This window comes from Paroceanicella profunda (genome assembly GCF_005887635.2).
Classification (GTDB): domain Bacteria; phylum Pseudomonadota; class Alphaproteobacteria; order Rhodobacterales; family Rhodobacteraceae; genus Paroceanicella; species Paroceanicella profunda.
Genome location: NZ_CP040818.1, coordinates 74,033 through 96,640, shown reverse-complemented (window position 1 = coordinate 96,640; position 22,608 = coordinate 74,033). Strand labels below are relative to the sequence as shown.

Below are 22,608 nucleotides of genomic sequence, written 5' to 3'. Positions count from 1 at the left end.
CATGCGCCCCGGCGGGTGACGATTTCTTTCCGTTTCCCTGCTCCCCTGTCCTCCTGACAGACAGGGAGACCTCGATGACCCCCCAGATGATCGCGGACATCCAATCGAGCTGGCTCGCCGCGCTGGCGGCGCCCGGCGACATCACCGCCGTCTTCTACGATCGCCTGTTCGCCACCGCGCCGCAGGTTCGCCCCCTGTCCCGGAACAATCTCGCGCTGCAGCGGCTCAAGCTGGCCGATACCCTGGCCACGGTCGTCGAAGAGCTGGACAATTTCGAGAGACTGCGTGGCACGGTCGCCGACCTCGGGCGCCGCCACGTGAGATACGGCGCCCGGCCGGAGCATTACGCGGCGGTGGGGGAGGCGCTGATCTGGGCGCTCGAGCGGCATCTGGGCCCGGATTTCACGGACGACGCCCGCAACGCCTGGACCGAGGCGATCCGGCTTCTCGTCGGCATCATGATCGACGCGACCCGTGCCGCCCCGGCGCGCTGAGCCGACTGCCTGATGAACTCCGCCCGGCCGGCGCGCCACAGGCGGCCACCGGGCCCCACCCGGGCGGGCGCTGGCAAGGAGTCCGTGCACACACCCTCCCTCCGTCCACCAGGGGGAAGCAGCGACGCAACGGATCGCCCGGGTTCGGGGGCAGGTTCCGGGCACCGCAAGTGGCTCCCGATGCCCGGCTTTCATCGGCGGAAGGAAGCGGCGTCGGGGAGGTATTTCGCCCTCAAACCGGGGCACGGAGGACAGGTTCTCGCAACCAGCCGCAAGCAGGGGTTTCACGGTCGGCGGGTGCTTTGGCGGGGGTCCCGAGCAATCTTCCGAGCATCTCACGTATTTCAGGAACAGTTGGTGGAGGGAGTGTAACGAATACCGAACTCTCTCCGTTCTTCGCGGGTACAATTTTGATTGCTGGCACCTTTCCGCTTCGATAGCGTGTGAGCAGCCCAGAAATTGGGCGCGCACAGTTCGCGTGCGCGTAGGGCTGATCGGGAGCGCGACGTGGACAGGGACAAGGCGGAACTTCGCTGGGGGGTCGAACAGCGACTCGAGTTCATCGAGTTCCGCTTGTTCTGGGAGGGGCACGTCAATCGCATTGATGTGATGCAACAGTTCAGCGTCTCGGTGAACCAAGCCTCCTCGGACCTGAACCGCTACATCGCGCTGGCACCGGACAACATGGTCTACGACAAGAGCGCGCGCACCTATGTCCGTGGCACTGACTTCGACTGCAAGTTTCGCCCACCTGACGCAGCGCATTACCTTGCCCAGCTCGGCCTGGTTGCCGACGATGTGCTGGAGCGCGAAGATTGCTGGATCCCTGACCTGCCACCCTACGCATCCGCCCCGACGCCAGTTCGCGGCGTAGAGCCAGTGACACTTCGCTCGGTCGTCGGTGCCATCCGCCGGTCCGAGGCGATCGAGGTGAAGTACCAGTCCCTGTCCAGCCCCGAGCCGCGCTGGCGCTGGATCGCGCCTCACGCCATCGCGTTCGACGGGTTCCGCTGGCACACAAGGGCGTTCTGCCTGACCGATGACTGCTTCAAGGACTTCCTGCTCTCGCGGATGCTGGAGATCCGCGGATCGCGTGAGAGCGAAGCGTCAGCCGACGATGATCGCGACTGGCATTCCGAGGTCACGCTGGAGGTCGGGCCCCACCCCGCCCTGTCGGAAACTCAGGCAAAGGTCATCGCGCTCGACTACGGGATGCGCGGCGGCAAGGCGAAGATCAAGGTCCGACGTGCGCTGTTGTACTACGCGCTGAGGCGCCTCGGACTCGACACTGATCCTGGCGCGAGGAAGCCACAAGACCAGCAGATCATACTTCTCAACAGGGAGGTTATTCATGAAGATCATGGATAGACTGTCCCGCATCTTCGGCAGTCGCGACCAGGCGACGAGCGAAATAGAAAGCCATGTTCTTGGCCCTTTCGAGATCCGGCTGATCGCCGAGGGGAAACTTGAGCGGCTTGCCGATCTTGCGGCATCCTCCCGCCTCCACGCGGCCGACCCTAAGGGAGATACGCCGCTTCACCTTGCTGCGCGCATGGGCAATCTTGCCGTTTGCGATCTCTTCATTCGGTCGGGAGCTGACCCCGACGCACTGAACCACGACCGACAGACACCTGCTAATGTGGCATTTGCCGAAGGTCACGGTCTCGCCGCGCAGCTTCTGTCTTCGCTTGTTGCGGGGTCTCCGGAGACGGAAGCGGAGACGGTTGGCGAGCGCGAGGTCTCACTTGAGGTCGAGACTGTCGTTACCGGGCCCGATGCAGTTCCGGAGCACCGTTTTGCCGTGCTTCAGGAGACGGAGCCAGCCGATAGGACCGACGACCTAGATGACCTGCTGACTTTCGAAGCTGAGGCAGAACCAGGGGAATTCTTCGATCAGTACGCGGGCGATACGACATCGGGGACATTCGTAGCGCTCGTCAGTTCGTCACCCGTGGTTTCGGATGACGAGGACGGGGATTGGGATCTCGACCTTTCACCTGCGCCGATTGCCGGAGAAGGCATCGGCTCCAGCGCTGCGGTGACGGCCGATCACGGTGCAGAGAGTGACTTCCTGCAGGTCCGCAACCGCGGCCGACAATCAGTCAAACGAGCAATCGTCCAGACCGGCACGCGGATGTCGATCGACCCGGACCTTTGCTTCAACTGGGCAGAGGAAATTCTGGCCAAGGGACATTGCTCCCTCGACGATATTGACCGCCTCGTCGCCGATTGCGAAGGGAATGGTGATCTCGAGGAACTGCGCATCAATCTCCAGCGCAACCTGGAGGCAGCGGGCTTCGATCTCGATCAGGCGACGGGGCATGACGACGCTCTTTGGGACGCCGCTGTTGGATGTCACTGAGAACTGACCCAGCATTGTCATCGAGATTTGACCCGCCTGTCAGTATGTCGGTCGGTTCATGATGGGGTCAACATTGGCGTCTCCTTCCTCTTTTTTTTCGCGGTCTCGGAGCTGGCCTTGAAGCGATAACTGTCGTTTCCGGTTTCCAGGATGTGGCAGCGGTGTGTGAGGCGATCGAGGAGCGCCGTGGTCATCTTGGCGTCACCGAAGACGCTGGCCCATTCGCTGAAGCTTAGGTTCGTGGTGATCACGACGCTGGTGCGTTCGTAAAGTTTGCTGAGGAGGTGGAACAGCAAGGCGCCGCCCGAGGCGCTGAACGGCAGGTATCCGAGCTCGTCGAGGATCACCAATTCGGTTTTCACCAACGCCTCGGCGATTTTCCCGGCCCTTCCCAGCGCCTTTTCCTGTTCCAGCGCGTTCACCAGCTCGACTGTGGAGAAGAAGCGCACGCGTTTGCGGTGATGCTCAATCGCCTGGACTCCGAGGGCGGTCGCCACATGGCTTTTCCCGGTGCCGGGCCCGCCAATCAGGACCACGTTTTCGGCAGCATCGAGGAACTCGCATCGATGAAGCTGCCGAACGAGGGCCTCGTTGACCTCGCTGGCCGCGAAGTCGAAGCCTGACAGGTCCTTGTGGGCCGGGAAGCGCGCTGCCTTCATGTGATAAAAGATGGACCGCACTTCACGTTCGGCCATTTCAGCCTTCAGCAGCTGGGACAGGATCGGGATCGCCGCATCGAACGCAGGCGCGCCCTGTTCCATGAGGTCATGCACGGCTTGGGCCATGCCTGGCATCTTCAGACTGCGGAGCATGATGACGATGGCAGCTCCGGCGGGATCATGACGCATGGCGTTTGCCTCCGGATGTGCGCAGCCCATCGTAGCGTGCAACATTGGCCTCGGGCTCCTTGCTCAGCGTCAAGGCCGGAGGCGGCGTTACGTCTGGCAACTCGACTGAAGTGCCGTTCACCAGCCTGTGCAATAGGTTCAGCACGTGGGTCTTTGTCGGCACGCCGGCCTTCAACGCCATGTCCACCGCGCACAGGACCGCCTGTTCGTCGTGATGCAATACCAACGACAGGACGTCGACCATCTCCCGATCACCGCCGGGTCTGCGCAGCATCTGATCCTGCAGCTCACGAAAGCCCCTCGGCATCTCAACAAACGGGGCGCCGTTACGCAGCGCACCGGGCTTGCGCTGGATCACGGCCAGGTAATGCCGCCAGTCATAGATGACGCGGCCCGGTTGCCGATGCGACCTTTCAATGATGCGCTGGTGCTCGCAGACGACATGCCCTTCAGCAACGACAACCAGCCTTTCGGGGTAGATGTGCAGGCTGACTGGCCGGTTCGCAAAGCTGGCAGGCACGGAGTAGCGATTGCGATCAAACGTGACGAGGCAGGTTGGGGACACCCGCTTGCTTTGCTCGACATAACCGTCGAACGCGGTGGGCAACGGCATCAGCGAGGGCTTCTCCGCTTGCCAGACGTCTGCGATGCTGCCGGGCAAACCGCCATGTGCGGTTTCGGCCCACAGCGCCTTGCACCGTTCTTCCAGCCAGCAGTTCAGCGCATCGAGATCAGGGAAGGTGGGCATCACCTGCCACATCCTGCTGCGCGCATCGCGGACGTTCTTCTCGACCTGGCCCTTTTCCCATCCCGCCGCCGGATTGCAAAAGTCGGGTTCGAACACGTAGTGGCTGGTCATCGCCATGAAGCGCGCATTTACATCGCGCTTTTTGCCGACGCCCACGCGGTCCACCGCCGTGCGCATATTGTCGTAGATCCCGCGGCCCGGCACGCCTTCGAAGATTCTGAACGCATGCCAATGCGCGTCGAACAGCATCTCGTGTGTCTGCAGCAAATATGCCCTGACCAGGAACACGCGGCTGTGCGACAGCTTGATGTGTGCGACCTGCAGCTTGGTCCGTTCACCCCCGACGATCGCGTAGTCTTCGCTCCAATCGAATTGGAAGGCCTCGCCCGGCTTGAACACCAGAGGCACGAATGTCCCGCGATCCGTCGTGTTCTGCGCGCGCTGCCGGTCCGATTTCCAGGCTCGGACAAAGGCTGAGACCCGCTCGTAGGACCCATCGAACCCCAGCTGAACCAGATCCGCGTGCATCTGTTTCGCCGTCCGCCGCTCTTTGCGCGATTTGCGCTGTTCGGCCAGCAACCAGCCCGACAGCTTCTCCGCGTACGGGTCGAGCTTGCTCGGCCTCGATGGTGCCTTGAACTTGGGCTCGACGATCCCGGCACGCAGGTAACGCCTGATCGTATTTCGGGACAGTCCAGTCCGCCGCGAAATCTCGCGGATGGGCATCTTGTCCCGCAGTGCCCACCGTCGAATGACGCTCAAAAAATCCATGTCGATCACTCCAATGACCCCCGACAAATCTCGTCAGGGGGAGGGTTCCACATGGGTCAATTCTCAGTGACATTTCCTATCGCTGCTGGGTCAGTTCTCAGTGACATCCAACATCCAGGCGAAGACCAGTTCACAGGGCGTGCCGTCGATGGCCTGCGTGATCAGCGTAGTGTCGGCGAAGCGCACCTCGACCCGGCCAGTCAGGGCGGCCATCCCGGGGTCGGCGCCCTCGATGCGCCCGTCCGAGCGGATGGTCTCGATCCGGTCGAGGCCGTTGGAGTAGGTCACCTCGGCCGAGATGACGTTGCCGAGCGGCGAGCCATTCCGGGTGATCGCCCCGTTGAAATGCCCGAACCGCTGCAGCGCCAGCGAGGTGGGCGTGCCTGCGGCCGTGGCCGCCGCGACGCTTTCGCCTTGCGCCACCAGCCGTGCCGTAGCGGTCAGAAGCCCCGACCGCGCCATCTGCCACGACAGCTGGTCGCAGACGCAACCGGTGTACATGGCATAGCGCGGCACCTCGGGCATGGCCGTCTCAATGGCCATGCTTGGCAGCGTCCAGTTCCCCGACTGGAAGGTGTGGGTCTTGGGCGTCGTGCCGGTGGTCGTTGGCTGACCGAAGGCCGCCTTCAGCCAGAGGCCGAAGTTCTCGACGTCGATCGGCACCACGACATCGCCGTCGGCCGTGACCGCGTCCTTGATCGGGGCCAGCGGGTCGCGCCCCTGGCCGAGCAGTTCCGAGGCGATCAGAGGCTGTTCAGAGCCGAGCGTGGTGCTGGCGAAGGGCACCGTCCGGTAGCCCGAGGCGGGCGCAGTGCCATAGACGGTCTCGAACGCAAGCGCCATCTGCGCCCGCGCCCCATGGGCTCGTGCCATCGTAGTCTCCTGTCGTCTGGGGGGGCAGGCCAAAGGGTCGGCCGTGGAATAGTGCAGGATGACCGGGATCACCGCCGCCTTCAGGCTGGCGGCGCCCTCCACGGCCAGATCGACCGGGCGCGGTGCTTCCGCCTCGACCCAGTCGCAGAAGCCTCCCAGCGTGCGGTCGTCGGCAATCGCCGCGCCGATGCTGGCGCAGAGGGTGTCGAAGGCGGCGTCACGCGTGGCGCCCTGCACAACCGCCTCGATCTCGGCCCGGTGCTGGTAGTGGTAGCGCAGGGGCGAAAGAGTGACCTCGGGATCCCCCGGCTCGCCATCGCGCAGGATCAAGAGTCCAGCGGCCGGCACGCGCTCGGGCAATACATCACCGCGCAGGGCTGTGGCGGGCAGCGCCGAGAGCCGCACGTGCAGCGCGGCGAGGATGGTTTCGCGGGGGGTGGGCATGGAGGTGGCCCCGTTGGTTTTTTGCACAATGCCGCAATGGAGGCAGCGAACGGTCGATAGAATGCTCATTAACCAATTGCTGATAACTTGCATCCCGCGGTTCGTCGGGAGGTTCCATGCAGCACAATCTAAGGGAATTTCTCCGCCGCGGCGGCAGCGGCCAGTACGTGTTGGAACGGCGGAACGGGACCGTGTTCGGTTACCGTGCGGGCATTTCGATTAAGTCCGCGTTCCCCGGCTATGCCGACCTGCGGGACGACTTCACCGACCAACTTGACAGCGTGATCGCCGACAATACCCGGATGCTGCTGAATGCGCTGACGCCCCCAGACACAGTTCCTTGGGTGACCGAAGCCGACCTGCGTGATGTTTCGGACGCCAAGGAAGAGGCGCTGCGCCAGTGGGATGCGCGCTTGACGGCCATCTTCGAGGCATACGAAACCCTCCCGCAGCGCCTGCGCCCGTTGCGAGAAGCGATGGAAGAACGCCTGATTCGGGCCTTCGCGGGGCTCGTCAACCAGCTTCGGCAGCAGGATTTGGGGATCGAGCTGTACATCTGGCGCTCCCAAGACGACGCGAAGGTGCGCGACAGCCACGCAGACTACGACGATCAGGTGTTTCGTTGGGACGAGCCGCCCGCAGGCGGCCACCCGGGGCAGGCACACAACTGTCGGTGCTATGCGGAACCCGTCAGCCTCGGTGCACCGAGTGACGTCACGCTTGTTGACTATTTCCCCACTGAAGGCGGCTACCCCCTGCAGGATCTCGCAGAACACGAGGCTGCAGGCGGACACACCATCGCATTGCATGTCGGGAAGAGCGAAGAATTCCTGCTGCGAGCAGTGAGCGTCGACCAGTTTCAAAGCTGGCTGTTCAGCACCTTTCGTAAACGCCACGGATCGTTCTCTTCGCTTCAAGCCGCTCAAAGCCTGACCAATTCGAATCTGTCCCAAAACGCAGAGATCGTTAATCAGGTAGCGACCGGACAAAGGTCGGAGGCATTCATAACCAGTGAATTTGCGTCCGTGACAGGGATCGAGGCGTTCCGGACCGGGCCGAGAGAGTCAGCGCCTGTTGTAATTCGGCAGACATTCGGCGTCGCTACAGTTATTCAGCACGCACCGGACATGCCGAACGGCTTCATCATCATCACTTCTTATCCGAGGAACGACTGACGTGAAACCTCCAAAGGCCTTTTATGATTTCACTTCGCAGTTCCACCAGGATTTGCACCTCGTCTATCCGAACTGGGGGTCTGAAGCTCCCACGGCACGCCATGATATCTACGAGAGTTTCCGCCAAGGGTATGGCGACGAGGCGGTGCGCGAATTGAATGCATACTTCGAGGGACTGCTGTCCGACGAGCATGCCGACCTTGAAGATCTTTGGTTCAAAGATTCAAAGGCTGACTGGGTAATTTCCAGCGAAGGTATTCGGCGCCTTTTTAAGGATTTTCAGGTATGGGCATCGTCCGTACGATAGCTGCCGCCTCAAATCAAAGCCGCCCCTCCACCCAGTTCGCCACGATCAGCCCCGGCACAGCGTCATGCGCCCCCTCGGCATCCCGCGCGAGATCCAGCCGCTTCGGCAACTTGACTTGCGGCACCAGCAGGAAGATCGGGGCAGTCACGAGGCCCCGGCCGGTCTTCGACCGTGACGCCACTGCACGGCCCTTCGTGTTCAACCGCCCTTCGGCCACCAGAAGGCTCGGTCCCTGACGGCGATAGATGAACCGCAGGCGTAGGCCGGTGCGCCGTTCCCATTCGCCGGGCGTGATCCGACCGCCACGCAGGGATTTGCCTGCGGCGGGCGTGGGGATCGCGAGCCAGAAGCCGTTCTTGGAGCGGATCAGCGGGCCGGTGTCGTGCGCGCCCACAATGACCGGCGCATTGGACCAGACCACGGCCGCCGCATTCAGGCTGGGCGTGGCCTTGGGGAACTGCTCCGACCGGATGGTACGGGCGAGCCGGGGCCCGAGGCCCGCGCCGGTGATCTGCAGCCGCCAGGCGGCCTTCAGCCCGGTCCCGGCCTTGCGGATCGCCGCCGACACGGCACGCTCGCCCGCCGTGACCTCGGCCGCCATCATCGCGACGATGTCGGGATCGATGTCGAGCTTCAGTTTCATCGCGGTCACGCCGGGCGCAGGTCGACGGTCCAGACCAGCCGCTCGCGGTCGCGAACGGGCTCGCCCTGGATGAGGAAGGCGTCGTCCTCGATCTCGATGCGATCGCCGGGGCGCGGGGCTGCCACCTCGGCCACGCGCAGGTCGACGCGGGTGGTTTCGGACCAGAGCCGCGCGTCGCCGAAGGAGGTCGACGCATCCGCGCGCCGCGCGACGATACGCACAAGGACAGGCGCGCCGCCCTCGGCGATGTAGACCGCGTCCCGCCCGATGTTCGGATCGGCGAAGAGCGCGCCGACCGCGGCGGCAAAAGCGCTCATCAGAAGGCGCCGTTCAGCCGCACCCGGCCGACCACATCGCCCGCGCCACCCGCAACCACCTCGGTCGCCACGCCGATCAGCGTGTTCGAGGTGGTGACCTTGGTGGTCTGGCGCGCGGTGTTGTCCCAGTAGATGCGGTCGCCGACGGCCCAAGCCTGCGAGCCGATCTTCTTCAACTCGTAGACGCCGACGAGGGCGGCCTCGACCGCCTCGCCGAGTGCGGCGGTGCCGGCGGCCACGCCGAAGATGGAACCGACGAGCAGGCCATCGCCCGATGCGACGGCATAGGGCGCGGTCAAGGTGATGGTGTTGCCGGGCTGGACGTAGGTTTTCATGGGGAGGCCTCCTTCATGTGTGTCGACTGGCGGTGAGATGTTTTCGGATGCGGCCGGTCTTCAGGGCTGCGACATGGGCCACTGAGACGCCAAATGCGCCGGCAACCTCGCGGCGGGAGTAGCCCACCCTGAGGCAGTCGAGCATCCGCAGGCACTGGTGGTCGGTCATGCGCGACAGATGCGAACGGTCGCCGCAGGCCATCGTGCCGTGCATCCGCTTGTGCTCGATGTTCTCGCGCTGCGAGACATAGGCGAGGTTGTCGGCCCGATTGTTGGATTTGTCACCGTCGAGGTGGGCAACGACCAATCCTTCGGGGCGTGGGCCGATGAACGCGGTCGCGACGAGAATGTGCAGGGCGATCCGCTGCCGCTCGATGCCGCCGCTGCAAACAAGTGTGTGGTGGAGATAGCCCTCGTGGTCGCGCCATGGATGGAGCGGGCGCCAGTCCGCGCTATCCAGCCATGGCGAGTGCGCATCTTTCGGGGTTCTGCCCTTTCGATGCGCGCTCCACACATGACCGGCCGGTCCGACGAAGTAGCCAGCGAAGTCCGGGATCGGCACCGCCGCCCGTCGATCATCGACATCCATAGACGCCCGGCCTCACGCGCCGGGATTACGATAGAGGCCGCGCCAGTCGATGGCCTTGGCGCCGAAGTCGAGGCGGCACTTGATCTCGACGCCGTCGACATCGAAGCCGTTGCGGGTCTCGATGTAGGCACCCTGCTGGCCCTCAAGATAGGCGTACTCGATAGTGTCGATCTGGTTGGGCGAGGCCGCCAGATACCAGGAGGTGGCGCTGGCCGCATCGAGGCGCGGCTCGCTGATCGGCGACAGCGTGCGGATCGACTGCGGCACCACGCTGGAGGTCGCAGCAGGCACGAGGTTCTGAGCCACGAGCTGCTCGGCCTTCAGCTCCAGCGCGGCAGGCACTATCAGGAAGGCGGGGCGGATGTTCAGCACCGTCTTCTTGTCGAGGCCGGTCTGCAGCGCCATCGCCGCGCGGGCCGCTCCCACGCTGCTCACGTCGAGCGCAGCGCCGGTGCCGGCGAGGTTCTTGTGCGTGGTGTGGAACAGCGCCGTGCCGTCGGCCATCGCCGGGTTCGCGGTGATGATGCCCCAGACCACGTCGCTTTCCAGCTGGGCGATCGAGTTGCCATACATCGCCGGGATGCGCGTGAAGGCATCCAGATCGTCGTTGATCAGCACCTGCCGGGTGATCGCGACCACCCGGCCATAGGTCTTGACCTTGTAGCTCTCCTTGCTCTCGCCCAGCGTGCCGCGCTTGAACTCGCCGCTTTCGCCCACTTCCAGAAGCTGCGGCGCCTCGCCCAGCTGTACGCGGTGCATGGACTTGAAGTCGGTGGCCAGCACCTGGCGGCAGAAGAGCGCGAAGGTCCGGGGATAGGCGTCATAGGCCTGCCGGAGCGTCTTGTTTGTGACGGCCGACAGGATCTCGGGGAAGTCCGAGGTCGAATGCAGCGCCCGCGTCGCCACCTCGTCGCGCGACAGGCCCCGCGTGTTGACCCCGGCATTGCCGAGGCTTTCGCGGGCCAGTTCCAGCAGCGTCATGCCGCGGTACTGGCGCGCGGCATCTTCCAGAGGGAAGAGCGTCGGACTGTAGCGGTGCAGGAGCGCATTCGCCACCGCGTCGCGGCGGGTGATGCGTTCATCCCGGCCGCCGAGGGGGACGGAGACGTGCGGGAAAGTCCGGGTCTCGTCGGATTTCGCGGCGACCTGGTCGAGGATCAGGCGGCGGGACTCGTCGACACTGACGCCGCGCTTGACCAGATCCTCGGCGAAGCCGCGCTCAAGGTTCAGGCGGCCTGCCAGATCGTAGATGGTCGAGACGCGGTCACGCTCGGCCTCGCGGGCACGGGTCGCGATGGCCTCGGTATCGGGCGCAGGTGCCGGTTCTGGCATGCGCGTGGCCGTCGGTTCGGGGTTCGCCGGGGCCGCGGCAGGCTGCTGGCGGGTCTCGGTGCTGGCGGGGACATCCCCGGCCACGGTGGTCGTGTTCTCAGGCATGGATGCCTCCTTTTGCATGCGGGTGTCGACGATCTCGACGGGATAGCTGGCCTGATCCGCGGCGCGGACCTGCGCGCGGGGATCGGCGGGGACGGTCACGAAGCTGACCTCGAGCGGCGTCCAACGTTCGACGATGCGCTGCTCGACCTCGCCCTTCGCGGCGGGCTCCACCACCTTCACTCGCTCGATGGAATAACCGACCGACACGTTCCGGATGATGCCGTCGCTGATAAGGCCGAACATGCGGTCGGCGGCATGGTCCAGCCCTTCGCGCGGGAAACGGATGGTGGCCTTGCCCTCCTTGCCCTCGATCCAGGCGCGTTCGACCACGCCCACCTGCGAATGCGACGACCAGACCGAATGGCTGTCGAGCGCCGGGGCCCCCGCGTTGAGGCGCGTCAGGTCCACCGCCCTGTCGCTGACCTCAAGGATTTCATCGAAGGGCACGGAGGTGTCCCAGCCGGTCCACCGTCGCCGCCGGACAGCCGCGCCGGTGGTGAAGACCACGTCGACGGATCGGGCCTCGGAATTGACGGTCGCGGGCAGGATCGGCGCGCGCCGCAGTTGCATCGGAAGGGCGACCGGTGCCGCCATGATCGTGTCGGGCATGGCCCTATTCCTTCTCTGGTTCGGATGCGGGGGCGGCCGGGTCTTTGGCCAGATCGCCCGCCTGCGCGCTGCCGGTCTTGGTGACGCGGCGCGGATCGCTGTCGAGCACGAGGCCGAGGCCATCGAGCTTGGCATTGGTCGCGGCGATTTCCGCGAGGACCGCGTCCGGGTTGTGCCCCTGCCGCGCGATGGCCTGCGCCAGCGTCATGGTGCCGGTCCGGATCGCCAGCAGGTCGGCCATCGCGTCCTTGTAGGGATCGACGGCATCGAACTTCGGCGGCGACCATTCCACCGGGACGTCCGGCGACGGGATCTGCCCCGCCGCCCATGCGGCTTCCGTGAACCACCGCCAGCTAGGCGCGCAGAACATCGGGATGAACAGTTGCCACTGGACCGCGTCGATCATGCGGCGGAACTCCACGAGCCCCGCCCGGATCGAGGAATAGTTGACTTGGCTGAGATCGCCGGTGAGCAACTCGTAGGGCACCCGGAACCCCGCCGAGATCGTATGCAGACTGGCCCTCTTGTATTCGCCATAACCGCCAGTGGCGGCGGACTGGTTAAGCCGGATGTCCTTGCCGCCACGGGCATAGGCGATCAGCCCCGGTTCGAACTGCTCGACACGGTTGCCATCGGCATCGACCACGGAGGGCGCGATGCCCTGCTGCGCCTCGTCGTCGCCAAAGACGATGGCGGTGACGCAGGCCTCGGTCTTCTTGCGAACCAGTTCGGCGACTTCGTAATCGTCGAGATCGCGCAAGGACCGGATCACCGGCGCGCCCCATGGAACGCCGCGCGCCTGTGTCCTCTGCTTCTCGTAGACATGGGCGATCTCGGTCGCCGGGACCGGACGGCTCTGCAGGCCGTTCTGCAGAGCCCCGTACGCGTCGCCCGGGTGCTCGGCATGCAGCCAGTAGGCCCGGCGCTTGCCGACCGGGTCGAACTCGATCCCCTGCACCAGCCGCCCCGCGCCGATGGCGCCGGATTTGGTGGCGTCGAGGAAGTCGGCTTCCAGCACCTGCAATTGCAGCGGCACCGGCAGACCGTCGCTTGCGCGACGCAGGCGGCGGCGCACCAAGACCTCGCCCGCCTCCACCATCTCCCGGCAGATCAGCGTCTGCAGCCCGTAGAAGTCGAGCTGGCCGTCGGCGTCGCACTCCGCCGTCCAGAGCTCGAACAGCGCATCGACCTTGCGGTCCAGCTTGTCATCGCCACTCGCGGCGCGCGGCATGATCCCCGCGCCGATTATGTTGTTGACCAGCACCGCGACAGCTTTCGCCGCATGCGGGTTGTTGCGCACCAGATCACGCATCCGGTCGCGCAAGAGCGCCCCGGCCACGCCGATCTCGGTGTCGGCCGAGGATCCCGGCGCGCGCCAGCCGTCCGTCCGTCGCCCTTTCGCGGCCCCGTCATAGCCGCGCGTCAGGGTCTCGAAGGCCTGACGGGCCAACACGCGCCTGGCGGCGGCCCGAGGGGCGACGGAGGCAATGGCCCTGTCGAACCAGTTTGCCGACATCAGCGATCCCCGCGCGAAAAGCCTGCCAGCCCGGCCATGGGCAGCGGCCGTGTGGTGCCCGCGATGGCGCGTTCGATGGTGCGGATGCGCGCGAGCAGGTCCTCGGCCGAGCCATAGTCCACGGATTTGCCGTCATAGCTGACCCGGGTGGTACCGCTGGCATAGGCCCGGCGCAGCGCCGAGAGCTCGGTTTCTGTCCAGTCCGTCATCAAAACCATCCTCCACGCCGCCCGAGCCAGTCGGAGCGGCGCTTGCCCTGTGGGGCTTGTCCGGGCCGGTGAATTTGCCCGGCCGGATCGGTGTCACCGTAAGGCGCAGCCCCGAGCTGATCCTCGAGGTCGCGCCACTTTTCCTCAGGCCAGCGGTCCGCGCCTGCGATCCAGGCGGCGGCGCGGGCATAGACCCGGCAATCCAGCGCCTCGTTGCGTTCGCGCAGCTTCTGCCATTCCAGCCGGGCGAAGCCGCGCTTCGTGCGGACCGTCACCAGCTGCTCGGCCACGAACTGCTTCAGCCATTCGTTCTCGACCCAGTGCGGCAGGTGTACCGAGCCGGGCGGAAACGCCGCCCCGTCGGCCATCTCCTCCTCGGTCGGCCGCGCCAGCCGCAGGAAGCGGTAGGTCTCGGCCTTGAAGGTCGACACCGCCACGGTCCAGAGCCGGGCTCCGCGCCGCAGACGTTTCCCGCCCGCGGTCGCGTCGACGAAGGTCGGCCCCGACACCGGGCTCGAGCGGTTGAACCCCTCGACGCCCTTGACCGGCGACACCTGCGCGAAGCCTTGCGACCGCGACCAGGAATAGACCGCCGGGGCCTCGTAGCCGGTGTCGATGGCGAGCCGCGCGATCCTGAGATGCGCGCCGCGTTCATGCGGCCAGCTTCGATCCAGCAACGCGGTCAGCTCCGACCAGGCGTCATGCCGGTCCGGCCCGCCCTCGATGACGACGTGATCGACGAGCCAGCTTTCCAGCCCGCGACCCCAGGCCCAGACATCGATCTCGATCCTGTCCTTCTGCACGTCGGCCCCGGCGGTCAGAAACAGCCCGCCCGCTGGCACGGTGCCGGATATCCAGCGCTCGCGCCGGTCGTAGAGCCGCTGCCAGTCCGGGGCTTCCCCGGTCTCGACCCATGTCTCGCCGAGGATCGTGTTGCGGAACGCCTTGATCGCCTCGTCCGACCCCTGTGCCGCGTCCCATGCCCGCACGATCCGCTCCCAGCTCAGCCAGCCGATCGGCGAGTAGAGCGCCGAGAGGTGATATCCGACCGTGGTCGGATCGGCGGCCGTGGCGGTCGCCCGCCATTCGCCGCCCTCCAGCATCGCCGTCTTGTGATGTTCCGCGATTGCCGCGTCGCAGCCCTCGCAGTGATACTCCGCCGTCTCCGGGCGGCCCTTCTGCCAGCGCAGCCGATCGAACTTCAGCCATTGCATCGCGCCGCAATGCGGGCACGGCACGAAGAACCGGCGCTGGTCGGACGCCTCGTACTCCCGCTCGATGCGCGACAGCCCCCGGATGGTGGGAGTCGAAACCAGCAGCACCTTGCGCCGGTGGGCGAAGGTCAGCGACCGCGCCTCGGCCAGCGTGACCGGATCGCCTTCCTCGTCGGCCGAGGCCGGATAGGCGTCGACCTCGTCGAGGAAGATGTAACGCGCCGGGGTCGAGCGGAGCCCGACCGCCGAGTTCGCGCCGGTCATGATCAGGATGCCGCCCGCGAACTCCTTCGACAGCATCGTGTTGCCCGCGTCGCGGGATCGCGCGGGCTTCACCCGCTCCCGCAGCTCGGGGCTCTCGTCGATCAGCGGGTCGATCCGTTGGCGCGAGTTGCGCTTGGCCAGCTCCACCGTCGGCTGGACCGCCAGCATCGGGCCCGGTGCCTGGTGGATGGCGAACCCGATCCAGTTGTTGCCGGCCTCCGTCGCGCCAACCTGCGCGGCCTTCATGAACACGATCCGATGCGTGGGATCGCCCGGCGAAAGCCGGTCCATGATCTCGCGCATGTAGGGCGTGCGCACCGTGCGGTATCGCCCGGGCTCGGCCGAGGCGCGGCCCGAGAGCATCCTGTGCCGGTCCGCCCATTCCGAGACCGTCAGGTCCGGGTCGGGCCGCAGCCCGTTGCCCCAGGCGCGCAGGATCTCGCCCGCGCCGTCGAAGTCCGTCAGGCCATCGTCATCACCAGAAGTCGGACCGGACCTCGGCGAGTTCGTCGAGGTGGGCGCGTACATGTTTCTCCAGCACCTTCTGCATCGCGGCTGGCTCCACGGTGATCTGCTGGCCCGTAGCGTCGCGGCTCGAGGCCGAGAGCTCTGCCGCCATCAGCGCCGCCGCGCGCGCAGGCCAGGTCACCCAGGCGTCCCGTTCCTCCCGCGCCAGCCGGAACACCAGCGCCAGCGCGCGGGCCCGCTCGATCAACTCCCCCTTCAGCTTCTGGAGACGGATGCGCCGCTCCTGCGCCTTCAGCACCTCGTTCGCGGTCTTCGCCTGCAGGAACGTGGTGCCGCCGCCGACCGGCGGGACCGCCAGACCCTGCTCGCGCAGCGTGTCGCCAACAGCGGTTACCGCCGCCTCGGGGACGGGCTTAAGCTTCGGCGCGGGCGGCTTGCGGGTCTTGGAAGGGTCCGTCGTTTCCGCCCGTCTGGTGTCGCTGGCCGCCGCGTTGATGCTGCCGTCAGGATAGAGGACCAGGCGCTCGGCCGTCTTCGCCTTCTGGATCGCGCCCCGTGACAGCCCGACATGGGCGGCGTACTGGCGCTCGCTCATGCCCTGCATCGACAGCTCCGATTATCATTCAAGATCATGTGCTTATCGAATTGATAAGCGCGCCGGAGAGAGCGAACGTCACTCCAACGAAGCGATGCAACTCACCACGGAGCCACCACGATGACCAGCCGCCTGAACCCGATCACCACCCCGCGCCACGAACTCCGCGCCGAAAAGGCGCGCCGGAACAAGGAAGCCGCGCTCGCGGCCTTCATCGGCAAGAAGGCCGAGATCGACGAGATGCTCGCCCGCCTTCAGGCGCTCAGCGACGACCATTTCAACTGCGCCCCCGACGAGGCGGGCTGGGCGATGGTCGGCACCCTCGAACACTACGCCAGCCTCCTGAAGCGCATCACCGACAGCGCCTTCGGCGAGGGCGAGCACGCCCGCTGATCTCCGGCGACGCCGGAACTCCCGCCGCGCGCCCAGCGCGGCTCGGGGTCGTAGAAGGCGCCGCATGTCGCGGGCCCGAATACGGAGACGACCCCATGACCAAGCTTTCCGATACCCAAGCCATCATCCTCAACTCCGCCGCACGGCGTGAGGACCGCATCGCCCTGCCGCTGCCCGAAAGCCTGCGCGGCGGCGCAGCCGCCAAGGTGGTCGGCGCAATGCTCGCCAAGGGTTTCCTGCAGGAGGTCGACGCGGACATGCGCAAGGGCGAACCCGTCTGGCGCGAAACCGGCGATGGCCACGGCGTCACGCTGGTCGCCACCGACGCAGGGCTCGCCGCCATCGGCATCGAGACCGAAGACGCGGACACCGCGCCTGCGGGCGCGACGGACGCGCCGACCGAGCAGCCCGCGCCGGACACCCCCACCGAGACCGAGCCCGCGCCCAAGACGCGCACGCCGCGCGAGGGCACCAAGCAGGCCCCTCTGATCGCCATGCTGCGCACGCCGGACGGCGCGACCATCGAGGAGATCATGGCCGCAACGGGCTGGCAGTCGCACACGGTGCGCGGCGCGATGGCCGGGGCGCTGAAGAAGAAGCTCGGGCTCGAAGTGACCTCGGAGAAGGTCGAGGATCGGGGGCGGGTCTACCGCATCGCTTGATTGGACGCAGCTTCGCGGAAGCACGACACGTCAAGGGGTATGAATCATACCTCTTGACGAATCCTATCGTTGGCCTGCAAGATGGATGCATCAACCCTCTTGAATGGTGGCGCGCATGGTAGACTCGATCACGGTTAGACTGGATCCCAATCTGGCATCCCGTCTCGGCGAATTCTTGACTCAGAACCCTAGTCTATCGGCTGCATCCGTTGCCGCTCGTGCCTTGGACGAATTCCTGCCGAAGGCTCCCAAGGTCGTATCGACGAAACCCTCCAAGCCGGGCGGCGGACAGGACGAGTTCACTGGCCGCGAGGGGTATGAGTTTGGCATCTCGGCTGGCCGGGCACTTGCGAGCAAAATCGGCGACCTCGTCAGCCCTGTGGCAACAGAACTCAAACTACCTGACGGTCGGCGAGCTACGCTGCGCACGGCGAAGCGACGCAACACCCAATGGGGATGTCTCAACACTCTTCTCGAGCGGATCGATGTCGTTCTCTGTGCTTTCACCCCGGACGGAACGAACTTCGATGTCTGGGAAATTGACGCCAAGGTCTGGGCTCGCGAGGCCCGAAACGCATCTCCCGGGCACAAGCTGCACAACAAGCTGACGTTGCTGGGCAAGTCCGGCGTCGAGAAGTTCGGAAAACCCTTCGGCAGCTACTCCATCTAGTCGCCCCGCATCCGGATTGCCTCGAACACCCGCCGCAAGGCAAAGGAACGGGCGATCGAGACCACGGTGAAAATGGCGCCCATCTTCAGGTTCTGCGCCAGCGTCGTGTGCAGCCCGAAGACCGGGAAGATCAGGATCTGCGTGACGACCGCGACGCCGTAGCCGACGACCACGTTGGTGATGGACTCGACCAGTGACATGAGGCGCGACTGCTTCATGCCGCCACCTCATCCATCGGCCAGCAGCTGAGCCGCGAGAGTTCGCAGCGCATGCGCCGCAACCAGCGGGACCACGCCGTTGCCACAGAGGCGAAGCCGGTCCACCCGGTGGGCCAGCCCATCAGCGCCTCGACGAACAGCGGGTTCAAGGTCCGGCGCGGCTCGGAGGTATCGCTCCCAGCCATCGGCGTCACCAGGACCTGGCGGCCAAGCAGGCCGTTCACCGGCGTGTTCGCCAATGTCGTCGCCCCATCCTTGTGATCGCGGGCCGTCGGCGTCATCCACATCCCCGCCGCATGGGTCAGATCGGCTGTCTTGCGGTTGCCAGCGCTCGGCTTGTTGCCGTCGTTCGCCATCGGCGTCGGCCAGTCCCGCGCCATGCGGTCCAGACCCTTCTCGTCGCGCCGTTCGCCACCCCGGCTGCGGAAGCTGTCGATCTGCGGCGTCGGCCAGAGCGCGGCCGTCGTCGCCAGGTTCATGCCGTGCTGACCCGCTGCCTGCGACGGCGTCGGCTTCGTCTGCCGGTTCTCGTTGACGCTGGCCCTGGGCGTCGGCCAGAGCCGCAGGAGCTCCGTCCGGTTCCCGCCACTCGAGCGGGTGCCGGAGCAGGCGCGTGGGGTCGGCCAGCTCGTCCCCCTCGCGGATGGCGAGGATGAACAGCCGCTCACGCTTGTGGGGCGCACCGACTTCCGCCGCCGTGAAGAGGCCTGCCGCAAGGCGGTAGCCCATACCGACCAGTCCTGCGGCGACTTCGGGGAAGCCGAGGCGGAGATGATGGGCGACATTCTCGAGGAAGACGAACGGTGGCTCCACTTCGCCGATGATGCGGGCGACATGGGGCCAGAGGTGGCGCGGGTCGTCCGTACCCCGGCGCTTGCCCGCGACCGAGAACGGTTGGCACGGATAACCCGCAGTGACGATATCCACCGCGCCGCGCCACGGGCGGCCGTCAAAGGTGGCAACGTCGTCCCAGACAACAGCCTGATCCAGGGACGCGTCTTCCATCCGCGCCACGAGAGTGGCTGCGGCGTAGGTTTCCCGTTCGACATGGCCCACAGCACGATATCCGGGGAGGGCGATGGCGAGCCCGAGATCGAGACCGCCCGCGCCGGAGCAGAGGGAGAGGCCGAACAGACATGCGTCTCCGGCTCCGGAAGCGTCTCCGGAGGAAGGTAAAGCCAGGTCATGCATGTCACGCGGCGGAATTGCGCTTTCGCGCGGGTTCGGGGGCAGCGTCCGTGTCCGGCGTATCGGTGTCGTCGCCCAGCCGCTCGGTTCTCACCTGCGCGAAGGTCCGGCCGTCGCCGTCGAGGATCGCGTCCTTGCCGGTTTCGGCCTGCCAGCGCTCCACGGCGACATCGACATAGGCGGGGCTGATCTCCATCGCGAAGACGCGGCGGCCGTTGGCCTCGCCCGCCATGATCTGAGAGCCGGAGCCCGAGAACGGCTCGAAGCAGAGGCCGCCACGGACGACGTGCTGGCGCATCGGGATGCCGAAGGCGTCGAGCGGTTTCGGCGTCGGGTGGTCCGGGCGCTCGTCCTTGGCGAAGGACGGCATCTCCCAGGTCGAGGGCAGCGTCTGCTCGGCGACCTTCGGCGGACGGTTCGGGCGGCGCCAGCCCATGAAGCAGGGCTCGTGCTTCCACAGGTAATGCGACCGGGTCAGGACACCGCGATCCTTCACCCAGATGATCTGCTGATGGACGAAGGCGCCGGCCTTCTCCCAGCAGGCTTCGAGCATCGCCTGTCGGCGCGAAGCGTGCCAGCAGTACCAGGCGGCGTCCTCGGCGATGGCTTCCGCCACGGCTGCAGCGATGAACCCGTCGTAGAGTTCGGCCCCCTGCGAACTGTCGTCCCAGGTCGTGCCGTAGGACGCCGACCAGTCCTTGTTCCGGGTCGGGTGGTTCGAGCCGTCGTAGTCGACGAGATACGGCGGATCGGTCGCGAACAGGATCGCGCGCTCGCCATTCATCAGGCGGCGCACATCGGCAGCGCTGGTGCTGTCGCCACAGAGCAGCCGGTGGTCGCCGAGGATCCACAGATCGCCCGTGCGCGACGCCGGATTGCGTGGCGGTTCGGGGATGGTCACCGGCGGCACGGAGCCCCCGGCGCTACCCTCTTCACCGTCCCCCTCCGGCACGAAGGCCAGCAGCTTGTCGAGTTCGCCATCGGAAAACCCGACCAGCGACAGGTCGAAATCCTCGGCCAGCAGGTCGTTCAGTTCCGCCGACAGCAGCGCCTCGTCCCAGGTGCCGAGCTCCGTCAGCTTGTTGTCCGCGATCCGGTAGGCCCGGCGCTGCGCCTCGGTCAGGTGCCCCAGCACGATCACCGGCGCTACGTTCAGCCCCAGCTGCGTTGCGGCCAGCACGCGCCCATGCCCTGCAATCAGTTCGCCGTCCTCGCCGACGAGGCACGGCACGGTCCAGCCGAACTCGGCCATGCTGGCGGCGATCTTCGCGACCTGGTCCGCGCCATGCGCCTTCGCGTTCTTCGCGTAGGGCTGCAGGCGCGACAGCGGCCATGTCTCGATCGCGTCCGGGGCGAAGCTCAGCGTCATGGTGGGCAAGGTTCCTCGGTCGCGTGGATGCCGGTGGCTTCCGGACTCCGGATGCCGGGCCGGACTCCACACGGGGTCCAGCGGCGACCAGCGGTGTCCGGTCGGAAGGCCAGCGTTCATTGGGGTTTGCGTGGGGCGCGCGTGGCTCCGGCTTCCGGGTGGCTTCCCAAAAATCCGGCCCTGTCGCTGGCGATGTCCCGCGCTTCGCCCGCCAGCATACGAATATGGCCAGGAAGGAACCAAGATATCAAAGGCTTGGCAGTTCGGGCCCTGACTGGTCCCCTCGCTGGACCCCGGAAGCCGGCTACGCGGCCAGTGCCTGCGCGCTCCTCTCCCGAGTATGCCCTCATTGATAGCCTCGGAACGGCTGATTGTCTTGGCGTTCAGTGTCTCACATGAAAGTGTCTCGACCGCGAAGCGACCCTTGACCGGTCAACTTGGCCATTTCGCCCCGCAGCATTTCGAACCTTGCCGTTTCCTTGTAGTGCCTCGAGTTCCGCAATAGACATAGCGTGCTGACGCAGGCTGGAACAAAGGTTGTCAAGCGCGTATCCGCCCAACAAGACCGCAGGGCAAATACAGCCGAAAAATAGTGTGAACGAGCCAAACATGATTGTCCGAACTTCTTTTCGATGCACCACCTGCGGTCAAAACCATACCGTTCGGATCGGTCTTGGTCATGAGACCTATCAAACGCACACATTTCATTGCTCCGGATGCGGAGAGGAATTGACAGTGGGTATGCGTGTAGTCAGGCCCGAAGGAAGCCCCATCCCTCATTTTGTTGGGGAGCCAGTTGAAAACGTGGAACTTTCAGAGGAAGAAGCTGCTTCACCTGTTGTGAACGTCGATGCAAACTTCCTTGTACCCTTGGAAGAAAGGCATAGGGACGTCTCATTCCCTCGCATTGCGCAAATGCAAGAAATGATGAAAGTGGCTGAGGAGCATGGTTCACTAGTTGCTTTCAAGGACTTCCCCGATAAATGGCAGAACTCTCGCCCTTACCGGTCCGCAGATTTCTCTGGTGAGTGGCAACTTCTAAAGAAGGCTTGGAACCTGCATAGAAACGGCCACAGGAAAATTAGCGAAAGAAAGATCGCCGAAGGATCTGCGGAATTTTATGCCAACGACCCGCTCAACAACTTGAACGACTGGCTTTGGCGCTTCTGTCTATTTTTCAGTCAGCCCGCATTTGAAGACCCATTTCGCAAGGCGTTCAAAATCGCGCAGGACAATCGAGATAAGCCGGAGTTCAAGACCTTTTTCAAAGAGTACGAAGAAAACTTGGCACCTAATCGTGCGGAGCTGTATCTTTCAATTATTCGAGAGTTCTTTGTCGCATACGACGACTTCTCCCAAGTCATTTTCCGCGTCAAGAAAGGTCTTGATGTTGATGCCGCATCTACAGTGACCTCGGCTCAATTCGGCAAGACAAAGATGTTCTATGGAAACGCGTTCGAAACCTTCTCATCATTGGTTGATATTTTAGCCTACCTTAACAACGTGGCCTCTGGACGTCCTTTTGACCAATTTCAGTCTTTGACCCGGAAGAAGTACCTTGAACTCGATAAATCAAGTAGGTTTGGCCCCTTTGATGGAACGCCTGCGCTCGCGAATCTTTGTTCGGAGAGAGACAACCAGATTAGGAATGCGTCCCATCATGCCTCCATCAAGCTGATCACGCCAGAAAACAAGATTGTTTACCGCTCCGGGAAGGGCGGGTCCGGCCCGGAGCAGGAATTGGGCTACGCCGCATATCTCGCGAAGTGCTCGACACTCTTTCTGCAAATAATCAACCTACTCCGATTCGAGATCATGCTCTGTGAGGTTCATCAGAAGAAATTTCCGGCGTGACGGGGAGCCCACAACGAGTCTTGGCGAGGCGGCAAT

Annotated in this window: 23 protein-coding genes and 3 pseudogenes; 9 read left to right on the top strand and 17 right to left on the bottom strand. The window is 65.0% G+C overall.

Translation table 11 applies throughout. From position 1 onward, the window contains the following. The first annotated feature begins 74 nt into the window (after positions 1-74). The 3 genes from FDP22_RS00410 (at position 75) to FDP22_RS00400 (ending at position 2,856) form a co-directional block, all read left to right on the top strand. Positions 75-494, top strand: a complete 420-nt coding sequence (locus FDP22_RS00410) for a globin domain-containing protein (protein ID WP_138577348.1) — start codon at positions 75-77, stop codon at positions 492-494. A gap of 507 nt (positions 495-1,001) precedes the next feature. Further along, positions 1,002-1,862 (top strand): BrxR family helix-turn-helix transcriptional regulator, encoded by an 861-nt coding sequence (locus FDP22_RS00405; protein WP_138577350.1) that lies wholly within the window; start codon positions 1,002-1,004, stop codon positions 1,860-1,862. Next, positions 1,846-2,856, top strand: coding sequence for an ankyrin repeat domain-containing protein (locus tag FDP22_RS00400; RefSeq protein WP_239031829.1), 1,011 nt, complete (start codon positions 1,846-1,848; stop codon positions 2,854-2,856). Before FDP22_RS00405 ends, FDP22_RS00400 begins: the two co-directional genes overlap by 17 nt. A 56-nt stretch (positions 2,857-2,912) precedes the next feature. Here the strand turns inward: FDP22_RS00400 and istB are convergent, their stop codons facing one another. The 4 genes and pseudogenes from istB to FDP22_RS00380 all read right to left on the bottom strand — a co-directional run. Continuing rightward, entirely contained in the window at positions 2,913-3,704 is a 792-nt protein-coding gene (gene istB / locus FDP22_RS00395) for an IS21-like element helper ATPase IstB (RefSeq protein ID WP_143972228.1), read from the bottom strand. Beyond that, the gene (gene istA, locus FDP22_RS00390; RefSeq protein ID WP_143972276.1) at positions 3,694-5,223 is read right to left on the bottom strand and encodes an IS21 family transposase; all 1,530 of its coding nucleotides are present in this window, start codon (positions 5,221-5,223) and stop codon (positions 3,694-3,696) included. The genes istB and istA overlap by 11 nt, the downstream gene beginning before the upstream one ends. Before the next feature lie 108 nt (positions 5,224-5,331). Continuing rightward, positions 5,332-6,096 (bottom strand): annotated as a pseudogene (locus FDP22_RS00385) (phage tail tube protein); the annotation flags it as partial. A gap of 27 nt (positions 6,097-6,123) precedes the next feature. Then, positions 6,124-6,540 (bottom strand): annotated as a pseudogene (locus FDP22_RS00380) (acyl-CoA transferase); the annotation flags it as partial. Positions 6,541-6,656: 116 nt separating this feature from the next. Between FDP22_RS00380 and FDP22_RS00375 the strand changes: the two are divergent. Next, positions 6,657-7,715, top strand: coding sequence for a phage minor head protein (locus FDP22_RS00375; RefSeq protein WP_138579496.1), 1,059 nt, complete (start codon positions 6,657-6,659; stop codon positions 7,713-7,715). 1 nt (position 7,716) lies between these two features. Next, positions 7,717-8,022: a hypothetical protein gene (locus FDP22_RS00370; protein WP_138579494.1), complete on the top strand. Its 306-nt coding sequence runs from the start codon at positions 7,717-7,719 to the stop codon at positions 8,020-8,022. Positions 8,023-8,035: 13 nt separating this feature from the next. Here the strand turns inward: FDP22_RS00370 and FDP22_RS00365 are convergent, their stop codons facing one another. From FDP22_RS00365 to FDP22_RS00325, 9 genes are read right to left on the bottom strand one after another with little or no spacing between them, the layout of a single operon-like run. Continuing rightward, entirely contained in the window at positions 8,036-8,665 is a 630-nt protein-coding gene (locus FDP22_RS00365; RefSeq protein WP_138579492.1) for a DUF6441 family protein, read from the bottom strand. 5 nt (positions 8,666-8,670) lie between these two features. Beyond that, positions 8,671-8,982 carry a head-tail joining protein gene (locus FDP22_RS00360; RefSeq protein ID WP_138579490.1) on the bottom strand — a complete coding sequence of 104 codons (312 nt, stop codon included), beginning with the start codon at positions 8,980-8,982 and terminating at the stop codon, positions 8,671-8,673. Beyond that, positions 8,982-9,317 carry a DUF2190 family protein gene (locus FDP22_RS00355; RefSeq protein ID WP_138579488.1) on the bottom strand — a complete coding sequence of 112 codons (336 nt, stop codon included), beginning with the start codon at positions 9,315-9,317 and terminating at the stop codon, positions 8,982-8,984. Before FDP22_RS00355 ends, FDP22_RS00360 begins: the two co-directional genes overlap by 1 nt. A 13-nt stretch (positions 9,318-9,330) precedes the next feature. Further along, positions 9,331-9,906, bottom strand: coding sequence for an HNH endonuclease signature motif containing protein (locus FDP22_RS00350; RefSeq protein ID WP_138579486.1), 576 nt, complete (start codon positions 9,904-9,906; stop codon positions 9,331-9,333). Positions 9,907-9,918: 12 nt separating this feature from the next. Next, positions 9,919-11,952, bottom strand: a complete 2,034-nt coding sequence (locus tag FDP22_RS00345; RefSeq protein ID WP_239031828.1) for a prohead protease/major capsid protein fusion protein — start codon at positions 11,950-11,952, stop codon at positions 9,919-9,921. Between the two features lie 4 nt (positions 11,953-11,956). Then, complete coding sequence (locus FDP22_RS00340) at positions 11,957-13,468, bottom strand: phage portal protein (RefSeq protein ID WP_138579484.1); 1,512 nt, start codon at positions 13,466-13,468, stop codon at positions 11,957-11,959. Further along, on the bottom strand, positions 13,468-13,677 hold the full coding sequence (locus tag FDP22_RS00335; protein ID WP_138579482.1) for a phage head-tail joining protein: 210 nt from the start codon (positions 13,675-13,677) through the stop codon (positions 13,468-13,470). The genes FDP22_RS00340 and FDP22_RS00335 overlap by 1 nt, the downstream gene beginning before the upstream one ends. After that, the gene (locus FDP22_RS00330; protein ID WP_138579480.1) at positions 13,677-15,683 is read right to left on the bottom strand and encodes a phage terminase large subunit family protein; all 2,007 of its coding nucleotides are present in this window, start codon (positions 15,681-15,683) and stop codon (positions 13,677-13,679) included. The genes FDP22_RS00335 and FDP22_RS00330 overlap by 1 nt, the downstream gene beginning before the upstream one ends. Continuing rightward, entirely contained in the window at positions 15,631-16,227 is a 597-nt protein-coding gene (locus FDP22_RS00325; protein WP_138579478.1) for a hypothetical protein, read from the bottom strand. Before FDP22_RS00325 ends, FDP22_RS00330 begins: the two co-directional genes overlap by 53 nt. 111 nt (positions 16,228-16,338) lie before the next feature. On the opposite strand from FDP22_RS00325, the gene FDP22_RS00320 reads away from it, so the two are divergent. The 3 genes from FDP22_RS00320 to FDP22_RS00310 all read left to right on the top strand — a co-directional run bounded on the left by FDP22_RS00320 (position 16,339) and on the right by FDP22_RS00310 (position 17,943). Beyond that, complete coding sequence (locus FDP22_RS00320; RefSeq protein ID WP_138579476.1) at positions 16,339-16,611, top strand: hypothetical protein; 273 nt, start codon at positions 16,339-16,341, stop codon at positions 16,609-16,611. A 95-nt stretch (positions 16,612-16,706) separates the two neighbouring features. Beyond that, positions 16,707-17,273, top strand: coding sequence for a DUF3489 domain-containing protein (locus tag FDP22_RS00315; RefSeq protein ID WP_138579474.1), 567 nt, complete (start codon positions 16,707-16,709; stop codon positions 17,271-17,273). A gap of 223 nt (positions 17,274-17,496) precedes the next feature. Next, positions 17,497-17,943: a hypothetical protein gene (locus tag FDP22_RS00310; protein WP_143972229.1), complete on the top strand. Its 447-nt coding sequence runs from the start codon at positions 17,497-17,499 to the stop codon at positions 17,941-17,943. Here FDP22_RS00310 and FDP22_RS00305 read toward each other — a convergent pair. The 4 genes and pseudogenes from FDP22_RS00305 to FDP22_RS00295 all read right to left on the bottom strand — a co-directional run bounded on the left by FDP22_RS00305 (position 17,940) and on the right by FDP22_RS00295 (position 20,718). Continuing rightward, the gene (locus tag FDP22_RS00305) at positions 17,940-18,161 is read right to left on the bottom strand and encodes a DUF7220 family protein (protein ID WP_138579470.1); all 222 of its coding nucleotides are present in this window, start codon (positions 18,159-18,161) and stop codon (positions 17,940-17,942) included. The two genes, FDP22_RS00310 and FDP22_RS00305, sit on opposite strands and share 4 nt — an antisense overlap. Then, a complete protein-coding gene (locus FDP22_RS24780) occupies positions 18,158-18,640 on the bottom strand; it encodes a hypothetical protein (RefSeq protein WP_239031963.1) in 483 nt (160 codons plus the stop codon). Before FDP22_RS24780 ends, FDP22_RS00305 begins: the two co-directional genes overlap by 4 nt. 205 nt (positions 18,641-18,845) lie before the next feature. Then, positions 18,846-19,352, bottom strand: a pseudogene (locus tag FDP22_RS24775) (DNA cytosine methyltransferase); the annotation flags it as partial. A 1-nt stretch (position 19,353) separates the two neighbouring features. After that, on the bottom strand, positions 19,354-20,718 hold the full coding sequence (locus FDP22_RS00295; RefSeq protein ID WP_138579466.1) for a site-specific DNA-methyltransferase: 1,365 nt from the start codon (positions 20,716-20,718) through the stop codon (positions 19,354-19,356). Between the two features lie 735 nt (positions 20,719-21,453). Between FDP22_RS00295 and FDP22_RS00290 the strand changes: the two genes are divergently transcribed. Beyond that, entirely contained in the window at positions 21,454-22,572 is a 1,119-nt protein-coding gene (locus FDP22_RS00290) for a hypothetical protein (RefSeq protein WP_138579464.1), read from the top strand. The last annotated feature ends 36 nt before the right edge of the window (positions 22,573-22,608 follow it).

Coding starts and splice junctions, on each gene's coding strand:
- FDP22_RS00410 (WP_138577348.1), top strand. CDS start 75: ATGACCCCCCAGATGATCGCGGACATCCAATCGAGCTGGCTCGCCGCG.
- FDP22_RS00400 (WP_239031829.1), top strand. CDS start 1,846: ATGAAGATCATGGATAGACTGTCCCGCATCTTCGGCAGTCGCGACCAG.
- istB (WP_143972228.1), bottom strand. CDS start 3,704: ATGCGTCATGATCCCGCCGGAGCTGCCATCGTCATCATGCTCCGCAGT.
- istA (WP_143972276.1), bottom strand. CDS start 5,223: ATGGATTTTTTGAGCGTCATTCGACGGTGGGCACTGCGGGACAAGATG.
- FDP22_RS00375 (WP_138579496.1), top strand. CDS start 6,657: ATGCAGCACAATCTAAGGGAATTTCTCCGCCGCGGCGGCAGCGGCCAG.
- FDP22_RS00365 (WP_138579492.1), bottom strand. CDS start 8,665: ATGAAACTGAAGCTCGACATCGATCCCGACATCGTCGCGATGATGGCG.
- FDP22_RS00360 (WP_138579490.1), bottom strand. CDS start 8,982: ATGAGCGCTTTTGCCGCCGCGGTCGGCGCGCTCTTCGCCGATCCGAAC.
- FDP22_RS00355 (WP_138579488.1), bottom strand. CDS start 9,317: ATGAAAACCTACGTCCAGCCCGGCAACACCATCACCTTGACCGCGCCC.
- FDP22_RS00350 (WP_138579486.1), bottom strand. CDS start 9,906: ATGGATGTCGATGATCGACGGGCGGCGGTGCCGATCCCGGACTTCGCT.
- FDP22_RS00345 (WP_239031828.1), bottom strand. CDS start 11,952: ATGCCCGACACGATCATGGCGGCACCGGTCGCCCTTCCGATGCAACTG.
- FDP22_RS00340 (WP_138579484.1), bottom strand. CDS start 13,468: ATGTCGGCAAACTGGTTCGACAGGGCCATTGCCTCCGTCGCCCCTCGG.
- FDP22_RS00335 (WP_138579482.1), bottom strand. CDS start 13,677: ATGACGGACTGGACAGAAACCGAGCTCTCGGCGCTGCGCCGGGCCTAT.
- FDP22_RS00330 (WP_138579480.1), bottom strand. CDS start 15,683: ATGTACGCGCCCACCTCGACGAACTCGCCGAGGTCCGGTCCGACTTCT.
- FDP22_RS00325 (WP_138579478.1), bottom strand. CDS start 16,227: ATGCAGGGCATGAGCGAGCGCCAGTACGCCGCCCATGTCGGGCTGTCA.
- FDP22_RS00320 (WP_138579476.1), top strand. CDS start 16,339: ATGACCAGCCGCCTGAACCCGATCACCACCCCGCGCCACGAACTCCGC.
- FDP22_RS00315 (WP_138579474.1), top strand. CDS start 16,707: ATGACCAAGCTTTCCGATACCCAAGCCATCATCCTCAACTCCGCCGCA.
- FDP22_RS00305 (WP_138579470.1), bottom strand. CDS start 18,161: ATGAAGCAGTCGCGCCTCATGTCACTGGTCGAGTCCATCACCAACGTG.
- FDP22_RS24780 (WP_239031963.1), bottom strand. CDS start 18,640: ATGAACCTGGCGACGACGGCCGCGCTCTGGCCGACGCCGCAGATCGAC.
- FDP22_RS00295 (WP_138579466.1), bottom strand. CDS start 20,718: ATGACGCTGAGCTTCGCCCCGGACGCGATCGAGACATGGCCGCTGTCG.